This window comes from Rubellimicrobium sp. CFH 75288, from assembly GCF_009904055.1.
In the GTDB taxonomy this organism is placed as follows: domain Bacteria; phylum Pseudomonadota; class Alphaproteobacteria; order Rhodobacterales; family Rhodobacteraceae; genus Rubellimicrobium.
Genome location: NZ_WYDP01000001.1, coordinates 41,182 through 58,143, shown reverse-complemented (window position 1 = coordinate 58,143; position 16,962 = coordinate 41,182). Strand labels below are relative to the sequence as shown.

The 16,962-nt window shown below is 71.7% G+C and carries 20 protein-coding genes; 13 read left to right on the top strand and 7 right to left on the bottom strand.

Annotated features, from left to right (window positions below; translation table 11 throughout):
• Window positions 1-29 precede the first annotated feature (29 nt).
• From GT358_RS00295 to GT358_RS00275, 5 genes are all read left to right on the top strand, one after another.
• Window positions 30-500 carry a Fur family transcriptional regulator gene (locus GT358_RS00295; RefSeq protein ID WP_208103249.1) on the top strand — a complete coding sequence of 157 codons (471 nt, stop codon included), beginning with the start codon at window positions 30-32 and terminating at the stop codon, window positions 498-500.
• The gene (locus GT358_RS00290; RefSeq protein ID WP_166580579.1) at window positions 497-1,240 is read left to right on the top strand and encodes a metal ABC transporter ATP-binding protein; all 744 of its coding nucleotides are present in this window, start codon (window positions 497-499) and stop codon (window positions 1,238-1,240) included. The genes GT358_RS00295 and GT358_RS00290 overlap by 4 nt, the downstream gene beginning before the upstream one ends.
• A complete protein-coding gene (locus GT358_RS00285) occupies window positions 1,240-2,031 on the top strand; it encodes a metal ABC transporter permease (protein WP_371416201.1) in 792 nt (263 codons plus the stop codon). The genes GT358_RS00290 and GT358_RS00285 overlap by 1 nt, the downstream gene beginning before the upstream one ends.
• A 69-nt stretch (window positions 2,032-2,100) precedes the next feature.
• On the top strand, window positions 2,101-3,063 hold the full coding sequence (locus GT358_RS00280) for an ATP-binding cassette domain-containing protein (protein ID WP_166580577.1): 963 nt from the start codon (window positions 2,101-2,103) through the stop codon (window positions 3,061-3,063).
• 65 nt (window positions 3,064-3,128) lie between these two features.
• On the top strand, window positions 3,129-3,929 hold the full coding sequence (locus GT358_RS00275; protein WP_166581042.1) for an ABC transporter permease: 801 nt from the start codon (window positions 3,129-3,131) through the stop codon (window positions 3,927-3,929).
• Here the strand turns inward: GT358_RS00275 and GT358_RS00270 are convergent.
• Window positions 3,926-4,813 carry an acyltransferase family protein gene (locus GT358_RS00270; protein ID WP_166580576.1) on the bottom strand — a complete coding sequence of 296 codons (888 nt, stop codon included), beginning with the start codon at window positions 4,811-4,813 and terminating at the stop codon, window positions 3,926-3,928. The two genes, GT358_RS00275 and GT358_RS00270, sit on opposite strands and share 4 nt — an antisense overlap.
• 127 nt (window positions 4,814-4,940) lie before the next feature.
• On the opposite strand from GT358_RS00270, the gene GT358_RS00265 reads away from it, so the two are divergent.
• Window positions 4,941-5,510: a GcrA family cell cycle regulator gene (locus GT358_RS00265; protein WP_166580575.1), complete on the top strand. Its 570-nt coding sequence runs from the start codon at window positions 4,941-4,943 to the stop codon at window positions 5,508-5,510.
• Between the two features lie 7 nt (window positions 5,511-5,517).
• Here GT358_RS00265 and GT358_RS16810 read toward each other — a convergent pair whose 3' ends face one another.
• On the bottom strand, window positions 5,518-5,646 hold the full coding sequence (locus tag GT358_RS16810; protein WP_256371788.1) for a hypothetical protein: 129 nt from the start codon (window positions 5,644-5,646) through the stop codon (window positions 5,518-5,520).
• A gap of 97 nt (window positions 5,647-5,743) precedes the next feature.
• On the opposite strand from GT358_RS16810, the gene rimO reads away from it, so the two are divergent.
• Together rimO and GT358_RS00255 are read left to right on the top strand one after the other, a co-directional pair.
• Entirely contained in the window at window positions 5,744-7,114 is a 1,371-nt protein-coding gene (gene rimO / locus GT358_RS00260; RefSeq protein WP_166580574.1) for a 30S ribosomal protein S12 methylthiotransferase RimO, read from the top strand.
• A gap of 62 nt (window positions 7,115-7,176) precedes the next feature.
• Window positions 7,177-7,587 (top strand): SufE family protein, encoded by a 411-nt coding sequence (locus tag GT358_RS00255; protein ID WP_166580573.1) that lies wholly within the window; start codon window positions 7,177-7,179, stop codon window positions 7,585-7,587.
• Between the two features lie 261 nt (window positions 7,588-7,848).
• Here the strand turns inward: GT358_RS00255 and GT358_RS00250 are convergent, their stop codons facing one another.
• Window positions 7,849-8,490 carry a DUF1638 domain-containing protein gene (locus GT358_RS00250; RefSeq protein ID WP_166581041.1) on the bottom strand — a complete coding sequence of 214 codons (642 nt, stop codon included), beginning with the start codon at window positions 8,488-8,490 and terminating at the stop codon, window positions 7,849-7,851.
• Complete coding sequence (locus GT358_RS00245; protein WP_166580572.1) at window positions 8,487-9,188, bottom strand: B12-binding domain-containing protein; 702 nt, start codon at window positions 9,186-9,188, stop codon at window positions 8,487-8,489. Before GT358_RS00245 ends, GT358_RS00250 begins: the two co-directional genes overlap by 4 nt.
• A 152-nt stretch (window positions 9,189-9,340) precedes the next feature.
• On the opposite strand from GT358_RS00245, the gene GT358_RS00240 reads away from it, so the two are divergent.
• Window positions 9,341-10,420: a PA0069 family radical SAM protein gene (locus tag GT358_RS00240; protein WP_166580571.1), complete on the top strand. Its 1,080-nt coding sequence runs from the start codon at window positions 9,341-9,343 to the stop codon at window positions 10,418-10,420.
• A gap of 271 nt (window positions 10,421-10,691) precedes the next feature.
• Here GT358_RS00240 and bmt read toward each other — a convergent pair whose 3' ends face one another.
• Both bmt and GT358_RS00230 read right to left on the bottom strand, forming a co-directional pair.
• The gene (gene bmt / locus GT358_RS00235) at window positions 10,692-11,705 is read right to left on the bottom strand and encodes a betaine--homocysteine S-methyltransferase (RefSeq protein WP_166580570.1); all 1,014 of its coding nucleotides are present in this window, start codon (window positions 11,703-11,705) and stop codon (window positions 10,692-10,694) included.
• Between the two features lie 102 nt (window positions 11,706-11,807).
• The gene (locus GT358_RS00230; RefSeq protein ID WP_166580569.1) at window positions 11,808-12,131 is read right to left on the bottom strand and encodes a DUF1476 domain-containing protein; all 324 of its coding nucleotides are present in this window, start codon (window positions 12,129-12,131) and stop codon (window positions 11,808-11,810) included.
• Between the two features lie 159 nt (window positions 12,132-12,290).
• Between GT358_RS00230 and purC the strand changes: the two genes are divergently transcribed.
• Complete coding sequence (purC, locus tag GT358_RS00225) at window positions 12,291-13,052, top strand: phosphoribosylaminoimidazolesuccinocarboxamide synthase (protein WP_166580568.1); 762 nt, start codon at window positions 12,291-12,293, stop codon at window positions 13,050-13,052.
• Between the two features lie 11 nt (window positions 13,053-13,063).
• Window positions 13,064-13,303 (top strand): phosphoribosylformylglycinamidine synthase subunit PurS, encoded by a 240-nt coding sequence (purS, locus tag GT358_RS00220; protein ID WP_166580567.1) that lies wholly within the window; start codon window positions 13,064-13,066, stop codon window positions 13,301-13,303.
• Between the two features lie 7 nt (window positions 13,304-13,310).
• On the opposite strand, the gene GT358_RS00215 is transcribed toward purS, so the two are convergent.
• Complete coding sequence (locus GT358_RS00215) at window positions 13,311-14,318, bottom strand: Hint domain-containing protein (protein ID WP_166580566.1); 1,008 nt, start codon at window positions 14,316-14,318, stop codon at window positions 13,311-13,313.
• 173 nt (window positions 14,319-14,491) lie between these two features.
• On the opposite strand from GT358_RS00215, the gene purQ reads away from it, so the two are divergent.
• Both purQ and GT358_RS00205 read left to right on the top strand, forming a co-directional pair.
• The gene (purQ, locus tag GT358_RS00210; RefSeq protein ID WP_166580565.1) at window positions 14,492-15,157 is read left to right on the top strand and encodes a phosphoribosylformylglycinamidine synthase subunit PurQ; all 666 of its coding nucleotides are present in this window, start codon (window positions 14,492-14,494) and stop codon (window positions 15,155-15,157) included.
• 47 nt (window positions 15,158-15,204) lie between these two features.
• Window positions 15,205-16,962 carry an ATP-binding protein gene (locus GT358_RS00205; protein ID WP_166580564.1) on the top strand — a complete coding sequence of 586 codons (1,758 nt, stop codon included), beginning with the start codon at window positions 15,205-15,207 and terminating at the stop codon, window positions 16,960-16,962.

The following is a 16,962-nucleotide window of genomic DNA, read 5'->3' as shown; positions in this document are numbered from 1 at the left end:
GCCCCCCCGGTGCTACCACCGCCCCCCTGATGAGCCTCGCCTTCGACCGCCACGACCATGCCGCCTGCCGCCGCGATGCCCTCGCCGCGGCCGAGGCCGTCTGCGCCGAGCGCGGCGAGCGCCTCACCCCGCTCCGCCGCCGCACGCTCGAGATCCTGCTCGAATCGCACGTCGCGCTCGGGGCCTACGACGTGCTGGCGCGCCTTGCGGCCGAGGGGTTCGGCTCCCAGCCGCCCGTCGCCTATCGCGCGCTCCACTTCCTCGTCGAGCGCGGGCTCGCCCACCGGGTCGAGGGGCTCCAGGCCTTTGTCGCCTGCGCCCGCCCCGGCGCCGGTCCGCACGAGGCTGCCTTTGTCGTCTGCCGCCTGTGCCGCCGCGTCGCCGAGGAGCCCGCCGGCGCGCCGCCCCCCCGCCCGGACGGCTTTGCCGTCGAGCGCCGCGTGGTCGAGGCACAGGGCCTCTGCGCCGCCTGCCGCGACGGGGCAGGGGAGGCGCCGTGACCCTGATCGCGGCCGAGGGGATCGACCTGCGCTACGGCGCCCGCCGCGTCCTCCATGGCGTTTCCCTGCGCATCGAGCGGGGCGAGATCGTCACCGTGGTCGGTCCCAACGGATCGGGCAAGTCGAGCCTCCTGCGCTGCCTGATCGGGGCCGAGCGGCCCAGTTCGGGGCGCATCCTGCGCGCCGCGGGCCTGCGCCTGGGCTATGTGCCCCAGAAGCTGCACATCGACGCGACCCTGCCCATCACCGCGCGCCGCTTTCTCGACCTGCCCCAGCGCGTCCCCGAGGCGGAGGCCGCGGCGGCGCTGGAGGAGGCGGGCGCCCCCGGCCTCGGCGGGCTCCAGATGGCGGCGCTCTCGGGCGGGCAGTTCCAGCGCGTGCTGCTCGCCCGCGCGATCCTCGGGCGGCCCGATCTCCTCCTTCTCGACGAGCCGACGCAGGGCCTCGACCAGGCCGGGACCTCCGGCTTCTACCGCCGGCTGGCCGCGATCCGCGACCGGCTGGGCTGCGCCGTCCTGCTCGTCAGCCACGACCTTCACGTGGTCATGAGCGCGTCCGACCGCGTCGTCTGCCTCAACGGCCATGTCTGCTGCGAGGGCACGCCCGCCGTCGTCTCGGCCGCCCCGGCCTGGCGCGAACTGTTCGGGACCGGCACGGCCGGGGCGCTCGCCCTCTACCGGCACGAGCACGACCACGAGGATCACGTCGCCCACCATCACCCGGTCGCGGGGGCCGAATGATCCTCGACGCCTTCCTGTGGCGCGCGGGCCTCGCGGGGCTCGGCGTGGCGCTGGCGGCGGCGCTCTTGGGCTGCTTCGTCGTCTGGCGGCGCATGGCCTATTTTGGCGACGCCACGGCCCATGCCGCGATCCTGGGGGTGGCGCTCTCGCTCGCGGGCGGGGTGCTGCCGCCGCTCGGCATCCTCGTCGTCGCAGGGCTGATGGCCGTCCTCATCACGGTGCTGGCGGAGCGGGGGCTCGGAACGGACACGATCCTCGGGGTGCTCGCGCACGGGGCCCTGGGGGTGGGGCTCTTTGCCGCCGCCGTCCTGCCCGGACCGCGCGTCAACCTCGAATCCTGGCTCTTCGGCGACGTGCTCACCGTCACCTGGCGCGACCTGGGGCTGATCTGGGCCGGCACGGCCGTTGTCGGGCTGGTCCTGTGGCGGCACTGGGGGATGCTGCTGACCGCCACCCTGTCGCCCGATCTGGCGCGGGCGGCCGGCATGGACCCGCGCCGCGCGACCCTCCTGCTGTCGCTGCTGCTCGCGGCGCTGGTGGCGGTGGGCATCCAGGTCGTGGGGGCGCTGCTCGTGACGGCGCTGCTCGTGATCCCGGCCGCATCGGCGCGAGGGCTCGCCCGCACGCCCGAGGGCATGGCCGGCATTGCTGCCGGGATCGGCGCGCTGTCGGCCGTCGGCGGGCTGGGGCTGGCGATCCTCGCCGATGCGGGGGTGGGCCCCTCCACCGTGACCGCCGCCGCGCTCCTCTTTGCCATCGTCACCGCGACGACACGCCTGCGGGGCCGCTGAGCACCGGCCGATTGACTTTCCCGCGCCGTTGTGCGCGTTTTGTTCCGGCCCGCCATGGGGGAGTCCGGCATGCCGTTCGACACGTCCTCGGCCCTCGCCATCCGGGCGCGCGGCCTCGTCAAGCGGTTCGGGACCTTCACGGCCGTGGACGGCATCGACCTCGACGTGCCGCGCGGCACGATCTTCGCCATCCTGGGCCCCAACGGCGCGGGCAAGACGACGCTCCTGCGCATGCTGGCCACGCTGCTGCGCCCCGACGGGGGAGAGGCGACGGTCATGGGCCATGACCTGCTGGCGGAGCCCGACGCGGTGCGCGGCGCGATCAGCCTGACGGGCCAGTTCGCCTCGCTGGACGAGGATCTGACGGGGCGCGAGAACCTCGTCATGCTCGCGCGTCTCTGGGGCTTCGGCCGCGCCGCGGCGCGGGAGCGTGCGGCGGCCCTGCTGGCGGCTTTCGATCTGGCCGAGGCGGGCCACCGGCAGGTCAAGGCCTATTCGGGCGGCATGCGCCGGCGACTCGACATCGCGGCCTCGCTGGTCGTCACGCCCGGCATCCTCTTTCTGGACGAGCCGACGACGGGGCTCGACCCGACGGCCCGCACCGGCGTCTGGGCGCTGATCCGCGGTCTGGCGGCCTCCGGCGTGACGATCCTGCTGACCACCCAGTATCTGGAGGAGGCCGACCAGCTCGCCTCCCGCATCGCGGTGATCGACCACGGCCGCAAGATCGCCGAGGGGACCAGCCGCCAGCTCAAGGCGCAGACGGGTTCGGGGGCGCTCCACATCACGCCGCTCGGGCCCTCCGACATCGCGGCCGGGGCTTTGGGGCGCCTGTCGGGCCGCCTGGTGCACCGCTCGCCCGAAGGCGGCGAGCTGTCCGTCCCGGTCCGCGACGCGGCCGAGGCGCAGGAGATCCTGGCCGCCCTCGGGCGCGAAGGGGTTGGCCTCGCCGACTTCCGGATGGGTCAGCCCACGCTGGAGGAGGTGTTCTTCGCCCTGACCGGCGGTCCGCGACCGGAGACCCGCCCATGACGGAGATCGCGCTCGAACCGCCCGCCCGGCCCGCCCCCCCGGCCTCGGTGCCGCAGGCCGAGGAGATGGCGCCGTCTCTGGCGGCGGTGACGGCCGTGCCGCGCCCGCCGCGTCCTTCGGCGCTCGCCAACGCGCTCACCTTCGCCTGGCGGGCCGTCCTCAAGTTCAAGCATGTCCCCGAGCAGCTCTTCGACCTCGTGATGACGCCCATCATGTTCACGCTGCTCTTCACCTTCGTGTTCGGCGGTGCGCTGGCGGGTTCCCCGCGCGAGTATCTCCAGTTCTTCCTGCCCGGAATCCTGATCCAGACGGTGATCTTCAACGCGGTCTATTCCGGCGTGGGCCTGTGCACGGATCTCCAGAAGGGTCTGTTCGACCGCTTCCGGTCCCTGCCGGTCTGGTCGCTCGCGCCCTTTGCCGGTCTGATCGTGGGCGACGTGCTGCGTCACCTGATCGCGGGGGCGATCATCCTTGGCATCGGGCTGGGTCTGGGCTTCCGGCCCGAAGGGGGGATCTGGGGGACGCTGGGCGCCGTGCTGCTGCTGCTGGCGGTGGGGTTCGGCGTGGGATGGGTGTTCCTCGTGCTGGGCCTTCTGGTGCGCACGCCCACCACGGTGATGACCTTCGGCTTCACCGTCCTCTTTCCGGTCGTGTTCGCCTCCAACATCATGGTGGACCCCGCGACCATGCCCGCCTGGCTGCGCACCGTCGTCGAGCTCAACCCCGTCTCGCACATGACCACGGCCCTGCGCGGGCTCTTCGGCGGCTCCGCCACGACGGGCGAGGTGGCGCTCGCCCTTGCGGCGCCGGCGGCGCTCACGCTGGGGCTGGCGCCCGTCGTCCTGCGGCTCTACCGCCGGGCCTAGGCGATCAGGCGGCCGCCCGGCAGGCGCCGGATGAGCCAGGCCGCCGCGGCCGAGAGGGCAAACACCGCCAGCGCGCCCGCCGCGGCCGGGCCGTCGGGCACGGTCCGATACCAGACCAGCATGACCGCCGGATGCGTCAGGTAGATGCCGAAGGCGAGCTGGCCCAGGGGCATCGCCCAGGCCGATCCCAGGGGCAGCCGCCAGACCGCCTCGAACAGCAGGCAGGCCCCGAGGATGAACGGCGCGGCGAGCGAGCCCCAGAGCAGCGAGGCGCCCAGGCAGGCCCCCGTTGCGAACAGGAGAGGCCCCCCCACCGCACCATGACGCTGTCCCGACGCCGACAGCAGCCCGTAGAGACTGGGCACGAGCGCAAAGGCCCACTGGGCCAGCGGCTCCGGCAGGCCGCCGCGGTCGTGGAGCCACAGCGCCCCCAGCCCGGCCGGGATCAGCGCCGCCGCCGCGATCCAGACCGCCCCCGCCGAGCGCAGCAGCCGCGCCGCCGCCGGCACGAGCGGCGAGGCCACCAGCACGAAGGGCAGGAACCACAGGTGGATCTCGGGCCCGATCAGCAGCCGCCACGGATCGCCGAGCGAGAGCGCCTCCTCCGGCCCGAACCGAATCACCCCCAGCCCCAGAAAGGCGCCCGACCAGACCAGCCACGGCAGGGCGAACCGCACGAGGCGCCCCAGCCAGAACCGCCGCTCGCCCCCGCGCAGCAGCGAGCGCAGCGACAGAAAGGCGGTGAGGATCAGGAACAGCGCCAGGGCGACATAGCCCTCCGCCATCCCCGGCGCCTGCATGTGTGCCCAGACGATGCCAAAGGCCGCGACAAAGCGCATCAGGTCGATCGAGGGACGCCGCGTGGCGCTGGGCAGGGTCGGCATGGTCCTTGGAGTCCGTGCCCGCAGCCTTGCCCCGGCTGCCGCGCCACCGCAAGGCCGGACGGGGCGGCCGCGCTTGAACTCCCCCCTTCGCTCCCGTATCTCGGAGCGTCACGCCAAGGAGGCCGCGATGTCCTGGACCGACGAACGGGTGGAGACGCTCAAGCGCATGTGGAGCGAAGGCGCCTCGGCCAGCCAGATCGCCAAGGAACTGGGCGGCGTCACCCGCAACGCGGTCATCGGCAAGGTCCACCGGCTGGGCCTGTCGAACCGGGGCGGCCCCGCCGAGCAGCCCGAGGAGCCGGCGGAGGAGAGTGCGGCCGCCCCCGAGGCGATGCCGGAGGCCCCGGACGAGCCCGACCTGCCGGCCGAACCCCAGGAGCCCGAACCCGAGGCGCAGGAGCCGCCCGCCCCCTTCCGCCGCCCGATCGTTCCGGCCGGTCAGCCGCTGCCGCCCCAGCCGGCGCCCAACGAGATCAGCCCCGAGGCGATCGCCAAGGTCCAGGAGGTGGAAAAGGTCGCCCGCCGCCTGTCGCTGATGGAGCTGACGGAAAAGACCTGCAAATGGCCCGTGGGCGATCCGGCCACGCCGAACTTCTGGTTCTGCGGCCTGCCCGCGCAGCCGGGCAAGCCCTATTGCGAGGCGCATGTGGGCGTCGCCTTCCAGCCGATGAGCGCCCGGCGCGACCGGCGCCGCTAGGGAGGGGTCAGAACACCCCGAGCAGCCAGAGGATGATGATGATCGGAATGGGAATCCCGATCAGCCAGGCAAGGATGGGCTTCATGGTCGCGGCCTCCGTGTGATGGTGTCGCGGCCCAACGCCGCGCGGCCTCATCCGGTTGCCTGCGGGCGCGGCGGGCGACGCAGCGTCCCCCTTCCGCCGGCGCCCGGCTTCCGCTAGGACAGCGCCTCCCGCACGCCCGGATCTCGCCATGAGCCTCAACCCCCCCGACCTGCGCCCCGACCGCGCTCCGGCCCCCCGGCTGGCGGAGGCGCCGCGTCCGGGTCAGCCGCGGGTGGGCATGGTCTCGCTCGGCTGCCCCAAGGCTCTGGTGGACAGCGAGCGCATCCTGACCCGCCTCAGGGCCGAGGGCTACGCGATCAGTCCCGACTATGCCGGCGCCGACGCCGTGATCGTCAACACCTGCGGCTTTCTCGATAGCGCCCGCGCCGAGAGCCTCGAGGCGATCGGCGAGGCACTCGCGCAGAACGGCCGCGTGATCGTCACCGGCTGCCTCGGGGCCGAGCCCGACTACATCACCGGCGCGCATCCCAGGGTCCTCGCCGTCACGGGTCCGCACCAGTACGAACAGGTGCTGGACGCCGTCCACGCAGCCGTCCCTCCGCGGCCCGACCCCTTCATCGACCTGCTGCCCCCGCAGGCCGTGTCGCTCACCCCCCGGCACTACAGCTACCTCAAGATTTCAGAGGGTTGCAACCACAAGTGCCGGTTCTGCATCATCCCCGACCTGCGCGGCCGCCTCGTCTCGCGCCCCGCCCATGCCGTGCTGCGGGAAGCCGAGCGCCTCGTCGCCGCCGGCGTGCGCGAGCTGCTGGTCATCAGCCAGGACACCTCCGCCTACGGCCTCGACCTGCGGCACGAGGAGGCGCGCGGCCACCGTGCCCACATCACCGACCTCGCGCGCGATCTCGGCTCGCTGGGGGCCTGGGTGCGGCTCCACTACGTCTATCCCTATCCCCATGTGCGCGACCTGATCCCGCTCATGGCCGAGGGGCTGGTGCTCCCCTATCTCGACATCCCCTTCCAGCACGCCCATCCCGACACGCTGCGCCGCATGGCGCGCCCCGCCGCCGCCGCCCGCACGCTCGACGAGATCGCGGCCTGGCGCGCGGTCTGCCCCGACCTCACCTTGCGCTCCACCTTCATCGTCGGCTTTCCCGGCGAGACCGAGGAGGAGTTCCAGACCCTTCTCGACTGGCTCGAGGAGGCGCAGCTCGATCGCGTGGGCTGCTTCCAGTACGAGGACGTGAAGGGCGCCCGCTCCAACGCGCTGCCCGATCACGTCCCCCCCGAGGTCAAGCAGGAGCGCTGGGAGCGCTTCATGCAGAAGGCGCAGGCGATCAGCGCGGCCCGGCTTTCTGCCAAGGTGGGCAGGACCTTGCCGGTCATCGTCGACACGGTGGACGAGGAGGCGGCGACCTGCCGCACCCAGGGCGACGCGCCCGAGATCGACGGCCACCTCTACATCGACGAGGGGCACGAGGGGCTGCGCCCCGGCGACATCCTGCCCGTCGTGGTGGAGGAGGCCGACGACTACGACCTCTGGGGCCGGCGCGTCTGACGCCTTTACGCGCGCCGCGTCCGCGCCTACCTCCACCCCGTTCCCGCCGGAGACGCGCTCCCATGGCCACCCCCGCCTTCGAGGCCATCGCCGAGACCTTCGAGTTCCTCCCCGACTGGGAGGACCGCTACCGCGAGGTGATCGCGCTCGGCCGCGCCATGCCGCCCATGCCCGAGGCGCTCAAGGTCCCTGCGACCAAGGTGACGGGCTGCGCCAGCCAGGTCTGGATTCACCCGGAGGTGCGCGACGGCCGCTTCGACTTCCAGGGCGACAGCGACGCCCAGATCGTCCGCGGCCTCATCGCGATCCTCCACGCCCTCTATGCGGGGCTCCCCGTGCGGGAGGTGCCGGCGGTGGACGCCGAGGGGGCGCTGCGCCGCCTCGGCCTCGACGGGCACCTGTCGGCGCAGCGCTCCAACGGCCTGCGCGCCATGGTCGCCCGCCTGCGCGAGGCCGCGCGCGAGGCGGCCTGAGGCGCGTTAACCCGATCTTAACGTCCCTGTGGCAGAGAGGGGGCAGGGGACGCGAATCGCGCCCGGACCCGGACCGACCTGCCGGGGATCACCTTCCGATCCGGCCCCTTGCGCCGGGGATCACCTGTCGTTCCGCCTGCATGGCGGGGATCACCTTGCGGCCCGCCCCACCGGCGGCAGATCGCCTCCGGCCCCGTCCCGTCGCGGCGGCCCACCCCCTCGGGGAGAGCCCCGGCCCGTCACCGCGGCCGCGGCGTCACCTCAGACTCTCGCCGCGCGTGCCAGCGCCTCCGCCAGGTCGCCATAGCCCGTGAAGCGGCGCTCGAACCGCAGGCCCAGCCGCTCCGCGCAGGCCCGCGCCCGCTCGGTCAGCTCCGGGTCCTCCGTCTGCGCCAGATGGACGAGGGTCTCGTAATGGCCGAAATAGGCGTCCCGCAGCTCGGGATGCCGGTCGAGCCCCAGGGGGCGCCACACAAAGGCATCGAACTGCCGCACGAGGAAGTCGGTCAGGTAGAAGGCCGTCATCTCGCCGCGCGCCGCAAAGGTCGCGTTGCCCTCGAAGAAGCTGTAGCAATGCGGCCCCGCGATCATCTCGACGCCCAGCCGCCGGCAGGCCGCCTCCAGCAGCCCCCCCGTGCCGCAATCGGCATAGGCGACAAAGATCCGCTCGTAGCGCCCGCGCGCCGCCTCCGCGGCGGCCTCCACGGCCGGGACGATCCGCTCGGGGTGGTTGTGCAGGATCGCGGGCAGGCACTGGATGTCGAGATGCCGCCAGCCGTGCATGTCGCGCAGCGCCAGCACCTCGCGCGCCAGCGCCCCGCAGGCCAGGATCAGGACCCGCCCCGTCCCCTCGGGCGGCAGGCCCGCCTCGGTCAGCCTGTCGTCGTCCGGCTCCCCGCTCAGCGCGCCGCCGCTCCCTGGTTGTGGCGCCGCGCCACCAGCGCCTTGGCCGTCTCCACCGCCACGGCCGCGTCGCGGCAATAGGCGTCCGCCCCGATCGCGCGGCCGAACTCCTCGTTGAGCGGCGCGCCGCCCACCAGCACGATGAAGTCGTCGCGGATGCCCTTTTCCTTCATCGTGTCGATGACGACCTTCATGTAGGGCATGGTCGTGGTCAGCAGGGCCGACATGCCCAGGATGTCGGGCTTCTCGGTCTCGAGCGCCTCGATGTACTTCTCGACCGGGTTGTTGATCCCGAGGTCCACGACCTCGAATCCCGCACCCTCCATCATCATCGAGACCAGGTTCTTGCCGATGTCGTGGATGTCGCCCTTGACGGTGCCGATCACCATCTTGCCCACGCGCGGGGCGCCCGTCTCGGCCAGCAGCGGCTTCAGGATCGCCATGCCGGCCTTCATCGCGTTGGCGGCCAGCAGCACCTCGGGCACGAACAGGATGCCGTCGCGGAAGTCCTGGCCGACGATCGTCATGCCCGCGACCAGCGCCTCGGTCAGCACGTCATAGGGCGCCCAGCCCCGCTCGAGCAGGATGCGCACGCCCTCCTCGATCTCGTCCTTGAGACCGTCGTAGAGGTCGTCGTGCATCTGCGCGACCAGCTCCTCGTCGTCCAGTTCGCTCAGGATGATCTCGTCGTCGGCCATGGCTGTCCTCGCAGGCGTCCTGCCGCCTCCTTGCGACCCCCGGGAGTCGCGGTCGCGGCGAAATCCGACACCCCCTGCATGGCAGGCGACGGAAGGGCAAGCGGATTGCGGCGTCTCTTGCCAAGTTCACTTTTTGTTCTAACCCTTGCCGCATGTCCGAGGCCGAGTCGCTTCCGCCCTCCCGCCGTCCCGGCCGCGCCGCCCGGTCGAACCCCGACGGCCGGTTCGAACCCTACCGGCGGGTCGCGGTGGACGACGGCTGGGAGAGCGACCCGCTTCCTCCCCTGCGGACCGAGATCGCGACCGAGCGGCCCCGCCGCGCCATGGCACGCAACAGCTCGCCGGACATCCCGTTCGACCGCTCGCTCAATCCCTATCGGGGGTGCGAGCACGGCTGCATCTACTGCTTCGCGCGGCCCACCCATGCCTTTCTGGGCCTCTCCCCGGGTCTCGACTTCGAGACACGGCTCGTCGCCAAGCGCGGGCTCGCGGAGGCGCTGGCGCGCGAGTTCCGGTCCCGCAGCTATGTTCCCGCCCCCCTGGCCATCGGCACGGCAACCGATCCCTACCAGCCGGCCGAACGCGACCGCCGGCTCATGCGTCCCGTGCTGGAGGTGCTTGCCCGTTTCGGCCATCCGGCCACGATCACCACCAAGGGGGTCCTGATCGAGCGCGACATCGACCTTCTCGCTCCGCTGGCCGAGCGGGGGCTCCTCCATGTGGGACTGTCGGTCACCACGCTCGATCCTGCGATCAGCCGCGCGATGGAGCCCCGCGCGCCGAGCCCCGCGCGCCGGCTGCTCGCGCTGCGGCGGCTGGCAGAGGCGGGCATCCCCGTCCGGGTGCAGGTCGCGCCGCTTGTGCCTGGGCTGACGGATCACGAGCTCGAATCCGTCCTGTCGGCCGCCTCCGAGGCAGGAGCGAAGGCGGCGACAACCATTCCCCTGCGGCTGCCGGGCGAGGTGGCGCCGCTGTTCCGCGACTGGCTGGCCGAGCGATTTCCCCATCGCGCGGCGCGGATCATGCGACGGGTGCGCGATCTGCATGGCGGACGGGATTACGATCCGGCCTGGGGAACGCGGATGGCGGGTCAGGGAGAGTGGGCGCGGCTGATCGCGGCGCGGTTCGACCTGATCTGCCGCCGCCTGGGCCTCGAACGGCGGTTGCCGCCGCTGCGAAGCGACCTGTTCGCCGTTCCCGCGCCCGAGCCCGGTCAGCTGTCCCTGTTCTGACACTCCGCACGGACCGGCCGCATCCGGTCGGGCGCCGCATCCACGCACCGACCCGAACGCGTGCCGCAGGCTGCCGCTCGATGGCGGGATGCGCGACCCGAGCAGGATCTTGCGCCACCTCCGAGCGGGACTTCGCCCCGACGGGCGGCCGCCTCCACCTCTCCGCGGCCCCGGCGGGCAACCTGTCCTCCGCGACCCGCTCCGCCGTTGCCGACTGCAAGAGCGGATCGTCCGGACGTCGAACCGGCCATCCCGGAGCCTTGGCGGTCCTTCAGCCCCGCCGCCGCCGTCCCGCGCGGCGGTCCGCGTCCGTGCTTCCGCCGCTTCCATCCGAGGCGGAGGAAAAGGGCCCCAGCCGCTCGGCGATGACCTCGAGCGTCGGCCGCTCGCCCCGCGGATGTGTTTCCAGGGCCTCGCGCATCCGGCGCAGATGGTCCGGGGTCGTGCCGCAGCAGCCGCCGATGATGGTGGCCCCCGCATCCCGTGCCAGGACCGCATAATCCGCCATCAGCTCGGGCGTGCCGTCATAATGGATGTGGCCGTCGTGATAGCGCGGAATGCCGGCATTGCCCTTGGCGATCAGGGGTTGTTCCGGGCCGGCCGCGGCAAAGCCGAGGATGGTGCGCAGGAGATCCGAGGCACCCACGCCGCAATTGGCGCCGAAGGCCAGGGGCTGGTGGGGCAGGCGGGCGACCATCTTGACCATGTCCACGGCCGTCAGCCCCATCATCGTGCGGCCGGCCGTGTCGAAGCTCATGGTGCCGCACCAGGGCATCCCCGCCCGCTCGAAGGCTTCGGCCGCCGCGCCGAATTCCTCGGCCGCGCTGATCGTCTCGAGCCACAGGACGTCGGCGCCCCCCTCCTTCAGACCCTCTGCCTGCTCGTGGAAGATCTCGACCGCCGCCTCGCGGGTCAGGCTTCCCATGGGGGCCATGATCTCGCCCGTGGGCCCGACCGATCCGGCCACCACGACGGGCCGACCAGCGGCATCGGCGACCTCGCGTCCGATCTCGGCGGCGATCCGGTTGAGCGTGCGCACGCGCCCTTCCGCCCCGTGCAGCCGCAGCCGCGACGCATTGGCGCCGAAGCTGTTGGTCAGGAACAGGTCGCTGCCGGCCTCCACGGCGCCGCGATAGAGCGACCTGATGCGGTCGGGGTGCTCCTCGTTCCACAATTCGGGCGCTTCGCCGGCCGCGAGACCCATGTTGAACAGGTTGGTTCCCGTGGCGCCATCGGCCAGAAGCCAGTCGCGGGTGCCCAGAAGGCGGGAAAGGATGTCGGTCATGAGGGGCCTCGCTGCGGCCGCGGAGAAGGGGGCGCACTCCGCCCTTGGCACGGAGTGCGGCCGGACGCAAACAGGTCGGATGCCGGGCCGGACGGCGGCCTCTCAGCGCTCCGCTTCGGTCATGATCTGGGACTTGGCCTCGGCCAGAAGCTCGCGCATCTTGCTGCGGATGGTGGCCTCGTCCGCCCGGTCCCCGAGATCGCCCTTGACCTTGCGGAAGACGTCCTCCTCGCCGGCCTCCTCGAAGTCGGCCTTGATGACCTCGCGCGCGTAGAGTTCGGCCTCCTCGCCCGACTTGCCGAGCAGACCCGCGGCCCAGAGCCCCAGCAGCCGGTTGCGCCGGGCTTCGGCCTTGAACTGCATCTCGGCATCGTGGGCGAACTTGGCCTCGAAGGCGTGCTCGCGCTCCTCGAACGGGTTGGGCATGGGCGGGTCCTTTCGTTCCGGGCGCCGGGACGGTCCGACGGGTTGCCTTGGGGATATGCCGACGGCCCGGCTTGCCCGCAAGGGTCCCTTGCCGTAAGAGGCCGCCAATCCCGTTGCACGGCGCGCGCGCGCGGTGGCCGCGCACACCCAGGAGCCCCCATGGCGCGTCGCAAGAAGTTCTACGAAGGCAAGGCGAAGATCCTCTACGAAGGTCCGGAGCCCGGCACCCTTGTGCAATACTTCAAGGACGAGGCCACGGCCGGCAACGGTCAGAAGAAGGAGGTGTTCGAGGGCAAGGGCGTCCTCAACAACCGCCTGAGCGAATTCTTCATGCAGGGCCTTAACCAGATCGGGGTGCCCACCCATTTCATCCGCCGCCTGAACATGCGCGAACAGCTGATCCGGCAGGTCGAGATGATTCCCCTCGAGGTGATCGTGCGCAACTTCGCCGCGGGCTCCATGGCGCAGCGCCTCGGCCTCGACGAGGGGGCGCAGCTTCCGCGGCCCATCGTGGAGTTCTGCTACAAGGACGACCGCCTCGGCGATCCGCTGGTGCCGGAGGAATACATTCTCGCCTTCGGCTGGGCGAGCCAGCAGGATCTCGACGACATCGTGGCGCTGGCCCTGCGCGTGAACGACTTCCTGTCCGGGGTGTTCCACGGCGTCGGCATCAAGCTGGTGGACTTCAAGATCGAGGTGGGGCGGATCTGGGACGGCGAGTATCCGACGCTGGTCGTCGCGGACGAGATCAGCCCCGATTCGTGCCGCCTGTGGGACATCGAGACCGGCCGCAAGCTGGACAAGGACGTCTTCCGCAAGGATCTCGGCAGCCTGACCGAAGCCTACACGGAGGTCGCGCGCCGCCTGGGCGTGCTGCCCTCCAACGTGACCCACCGGCCCAAGCCGACCCTCATCAACTGAGGGGGATGCCGATGAAGGTCGTCGTCACGATCATGCTGCGCCCGGGCGTCCTCGATCCCCAGGGTCAGGCTGTCCAGCGCGCGTTGGCCTCGCTGGGCTTCGAGGAGGTGCGGGAGGTGCGGCAGGGAAAGGTCATCGAGCTCGACCTCGCCCTCGCCGACCGCGAGGAGGCGGAGCTGCGCGTGCGCGAGATGTGCGAGCGGCTGCTGGCCAACACGGTCATCGAGAGCTACCGCATCGACCTGCCCTGAAGAGGGCTCAGGCGGGCAGATGCCGCATCAGCGCCGCGACCTCGTGGGCGCGCAGCGACGGCAGCGCGTCACGGCGAAGGCGGCCGCGAGACAGGTGCGCCAGTTCGGGAAACAGCGCCAGCAGTTCGGTCCGCGCATCCTCGAAGCCTGCGAGCGTCAGCGCGCCGGGTTGCAGGCTCTCGGTGGGCAGACCCTCCGACAGGACGATCTCGTGCCGCTCGAACAGGAGGTGGTGGTAGGTCACGGGTCCCGTCACCGGGGCGCGCCGGGCGCCATGCCCCACGAAGTGGATGGCGGGCGCCAGGGCACGGCCGCCGCATCCCGCCAGAAGATCGACCGCACCCCCCCTGATGACGATCCGGTGCTGGGGGGAGAGGCCCAGATCGCGCCGGGGCAGGCCGGGCCCGAAGAGGCCCGCGGGCACGATCACCGGCCTGAGCCGGGGATTCAGGAGGAGATCCGCAGCCGACAGGGTCCGGCGCCCGATCCAGACGACCGGCTGCGCCGCCCCGTCGGCGGTCAGGACGAGGTCGCCGGGCCGGATCGCCTCGACCGGCCGTTCGCCCGAGGGCGTGGCGATGAGGGTGCCGGACACGAAACAGATCAGGATCGGATCGGTCGAGTTCGGATTGACGACGGCGATCGTGCCGGACGGAAAGGCGCTCATCACGGCCGGCGTCCCGCTGCCGTCCGTCAGGAAGACGTAGCGCTGTCCGGCCACGGTCACGATGGCGACCGGCTTGCCGCGCAGATCGACGCCGTTCACGTTGCTCAGCTTGTTCACCGACGCGAGCTGGCCGGAGAAGTTCACGACGAAGCTGTAGCTCTGGCTGTTGATGACCACGAGGGTGTCGGGATCGGGCTGTCCGCCGTTCGGCTCCAGCCGGACATCGCCGCCGGGCCCGTTCCGCACGAAGGTCATCGTGGTCACCGGCACCTGATTGGTATTGATGGCGTTGATGCTGCTGCTCGACGTGCTGCGGTCGCCGCGGGCGTGAAAGGTCAGGGCGGTCATCGTCCTCTCGGGTGCTGGAAGGGTGGCCGTCCGGCCGGCGGGAGTGGCGATCCGGCAGATCCTGCGGCGGCATCAAGGCAGGAATGAGGCCGGATCGGGGCAGAGATGGGCCCGCCGGTTGACGCCGCCGCCCGGGCGCCCTTACTGGCCCTGCCAGACTTTCGGAGGGCGTGATGAGGGCGGCGCTTGTGGTCTTTCCGGGGTCCAACTGCGACCGTGACCTCGACGTGGCCCTGCGCGCCGCGGGCGCCGAGGTGCGGCGCGTCTGGCACCGCGATCAGGTCCTGCCCGAAGGTACGGACCTTGTGGCGGTGCCGGGCGGGTTCTCCTTCGGCGACTATCTGCGCTGCGGGGCCATCGCGGCGCGGTCGCCCGTCGCCGGTGCCGTGCGTCGGCACGCCGGGCGGGGAGGCTATGTGCTCGGCATCTGCAACGGGTTCCAGATCCTGATCGAGATGGGCCTGCTGCCCGGTGCGCTGATGCGCAATGCCGGGCTCCGGTTCGTCTGCCGCACGGTTCCACTGACCGTGGAGGCCGAGAGCGCCTTCACCGCCCATTATGCGCCGGGCGCGCGCATCCGCCTGCCCGTCGCCCATCACGACGGCAATTTCGTGGCCGATCCCGACACGCTCGACCGTCTCGAGGCCGAGGGTCGTGTCGCCTTCCGCTATGCGGAGGACGTGAACGGCTCGGCGCGGGGGATCGCGGGCATCCTGTCGGCCGACCGTCGTGTGCTGGGCATGATGCCGCATCCCGAACGGGCCTGCGATCCGGCGCAGGGCGGCACTGACGGGGCGGCGCTGTTCTCCGGCCTTGTCGGGGCCCTGACGGCGGCGTGAGCGTCCCCTCGCTTGCTCCATGCGCAGGCGGGGCGTAGAACGCCCCCATGACCGCGATCGAGCATTCGCCCCCCGATCTTCCGGGCGGCGCCTCCTGGTGGCCGCGCATCGCGCTCGCGCTGTTCGGCCTGTTCGCGGTCTCGGTGATCTGGATCACCAATCTGTACCTGACCGAACGCTTTACCGAGACGGTCCGCAACCGGGCCGAGGTCCGCTACACCCTCTATGTCGGCAACCTCGTGTCCGAACTGCAACGCAACTCCATCGTGCCGCAATTCCTGGCGCGGGACCCCGAACTGATGACGGCGCTGCGGGAGGCAGACCATTCCCGCTCGACGATCCGTCTCATGGACCTGGTGGACGAGGTCGGCGCGGCCTCCATCATGCTCTACGACCGCGACGGGGTGGTGGTGGCGGCGACCGACCGCACCCGGCTGGGCGAGAACCACGCGGATGCGATCTACTTCACCCAGGCGCTCCGCGCCGCCGGAACCGTGTTCACGACCGTCCCGCGCGAGACGGCGGGCTTCGGGTTCTTCTATTCGCGCCGGGTCGCCGATCCGGGGGGCACGCTCGGGGTCGTGGCGGTGGAGGTGGATCTCGCCAAGCTCGAACGCTCCTGGGCCGGCACGCAGGATGCGGTCATGGTCGCCGACAGCGAGGGGCGGATCATCCTGGCGACCGAACGGCGCTGGCGCGGCCTGACCGAGGCCGAGGCGCTGTCCGCCGCGCCCTCGCCGACGCCCATCGAGAAGGCGCTGCGGCTGACGCAGGACTGGACCACCCTGCCGGCCGACGCCTACGTCTCGGGCGAGGCGGTGATGCGGCGGGAATTGCGCGTGCCGTTCCAGGGCTGGAAGCTCGTTGGCTTCACCACCTTCCAGAGCGTGCGCGAGCGGGTGAACGGCATTCTCGCTCTGCAGGTCATGGGTTTCGCCATCCTGCTGGCCGTGGCCTTCTGGGTGTCGTCGCGCAAGGCGGCCTCGCGGCTCGGCCTGTCGTTGCGCGAGTCGGCGGAACTGCGGATGCTCAACGCGCGTCTTCAACGCGAGATCGCGGAGCGCGAGCGGATGGAACGGACCCTGGAGGTGGCGGAGCAGACCCTTGCCCAATCCTCCAAGCTGGCCGCGCTGGGCGAGATGTCCGCAGCCGTCAGCCACGAGCTGAACCAGCCGCTCGCTGCCATGAAGACCTATCTCGCGGGCGCGCGCCTGCTGATCCAGCGCAAGCGCCACGAGGAGGCGCTGTCCTCCTTCGGCCGCATCGACGACCTGATCGACCGGATGGGCGCGATCACCCGCCAGCTCAAGTCCTATGCCCGCAAGGGCGCCGAGGCGTTCGAGCCCTTCGACATCCGCGAGGCTCTCTCGACGGCGCTCGCCATGATGGAGCCGCAGCTCAAGCAGCGGAAGGTGGCCATCGAGCGCACCGTGCCCGACCGGCCGGTGATGGTGCTGGGCGATCGCCTGCGCTTCGAGCAGGTGGTCATCAACCTTCTGCGCAATGCGCTCGACGCGACGCGCGACGTGGCCGATCCCACGGTCGAGCTGATCCTGACCAGCGGCCAGACCGTGCGCCTGATCGTCCGCGACAACGGGCCGGGCATCGAGGATCTCGATGCCCTGTTCGAGCCCTTCTACACGACCAAGCAGCCGGGCGAGGGGGTCGGTCTCGGCCTCGCGATCTCGTCCGGCATCGTCAACGACCTGGGCGGCCGTCTGACCGCCCGCAACGGCGCCGACGGCGGCGCGGTGTTCGAGGTCGTTCTGCCCGCCTTCGAGGCCCCTGCCGCCGCCGCCGAATAA

What these genes read in the sequence shown, in the direction of transcription:
- GT358_RS00215 (WP_166580566.1), bottom strand. Translation starts at nt 14,318, where the DNA reads ATGACCGCCCTGACCTTTCACGCCCGCGGCGACCGCAGCACGTCGAGC.
- GT358_RS00280 (WP_166580577.1), top strand. Translation starts at nt 2,101, where the DNA reads ATGCCGTTCGACACGTCCTCGGCCCTCGCCATCCGGGCGCGCGGCCTC.
- GT358_RS00270 (WP_166580576.1), bottom strand. Translation starts at nt 4,813, where the DNA reads ATGCCGACCCTGCCCAGCGCCACGCGGCGTCCCTCGATCGACCTGATG.
- GT358_RS16810 (WP_256371788.1), bottom strand. Translation starts at nt 5,646, where the DNA reads ATGAGGCCGCGCGGCGTTGGGCCGCGACACCATCACACGGAGGCCGCG.
- purQ (WP_166580565.1), top strand. Translation starts at nt 14,492, where the DNA reads ATGAGGGCGGCGCTTGTGGTCTTTCCGGGGTCCAACTGCGACCGTGAC.
- purC (WP_166580568.1), top strand. Translation starts at nt 12,291, where the DNA reads ATGGCGCGTCGCAAGAAGTTCTACGAAGGCAAGGCGAAGATCCTCTAC.
- bmt (WP_166580570.1), bottom strand. Translation starts at nt 11,705, where the DNA reads ATGACCGACATCCTTTCCCGCCTTCTGGGCACCCGCGACTGGCTTCTG.
- GT358_RS00205 (WP_166580564.1), top strand. Translation starts at nt 15,205, where the DNA reads ATGACCGCGATCGAGCATTCGCCCCCCGATCTTCCGGGCGGCGCCTCC.
- GT358_RS00265 (WP_166580575.1), top strand. Translation starts at nt 4,941, where the DNA reads ATGTCCTGGACCGACGAACGGGTGGAGACGCTCAAGCGCATGTGGAGC.
- GT358_RS00240 (WP_166580571.1), top strand. Translation starts at nt 9,341, where the DNA reads ATGTCCGAGGCCGAGTCGCTTCCGCCCTCCCGCCGTCCCGGCCGCGCC.
- purS (WP_166580567.1), top strand. Translation starts at nt 13,064, where the DNA reads ATGAAGGTCGTCGTCACGATCATGCTGCGCCCGGGCGTCCTCGATCCC.
- GT358_RS00295 (WP_208103249.1), top strand. Translation starts at nt 30, where the DNA reads ATGAGCCTCGCCTTCGACCGCCACGACCATGCCGCCTGCCGCCGCGAT.
- GT358_RS00245 (WP_166580572.1), bottom strand. Translation starts at nt 9,188, where the DNA reads ATGGCCGACGACGAGATCATCCTGAGCGAACTGGACGACGAGGAGCTG.
- GT358_RS00230 (WP_166580569.1), bottom strand. Translation starts at nt 12,131, where the DNA reads ATGCCCAACCCGTTCGAGGAGCGCGAGCACGCCTTCGAGGCCAAGTTC.
- GT358_RS00275 (WP_166581042.1), top strand. Translation starts at nt 3,129, where the DNA reads ATGGCGCCGTCTCTGGCGGCGGTGACGGCCGTGCCGCGCCCGCCGCGT.
- rimO (WP_166580574.1), top strand. Translation starts at nt 5,744, where the DNA reads ATGAGCCTCAACCCCCCCGACCTGCGCCCCGACCGCGCTCCGGCCCCC.
- GT358_RS00255 (WP_166580573.1), top strand. Translation starts at nt 7,177, where the DNA reads ATGGCCACCCCCGCCTTCGAGGCCATCGCCGAGACCTTCGAGTTCCTC.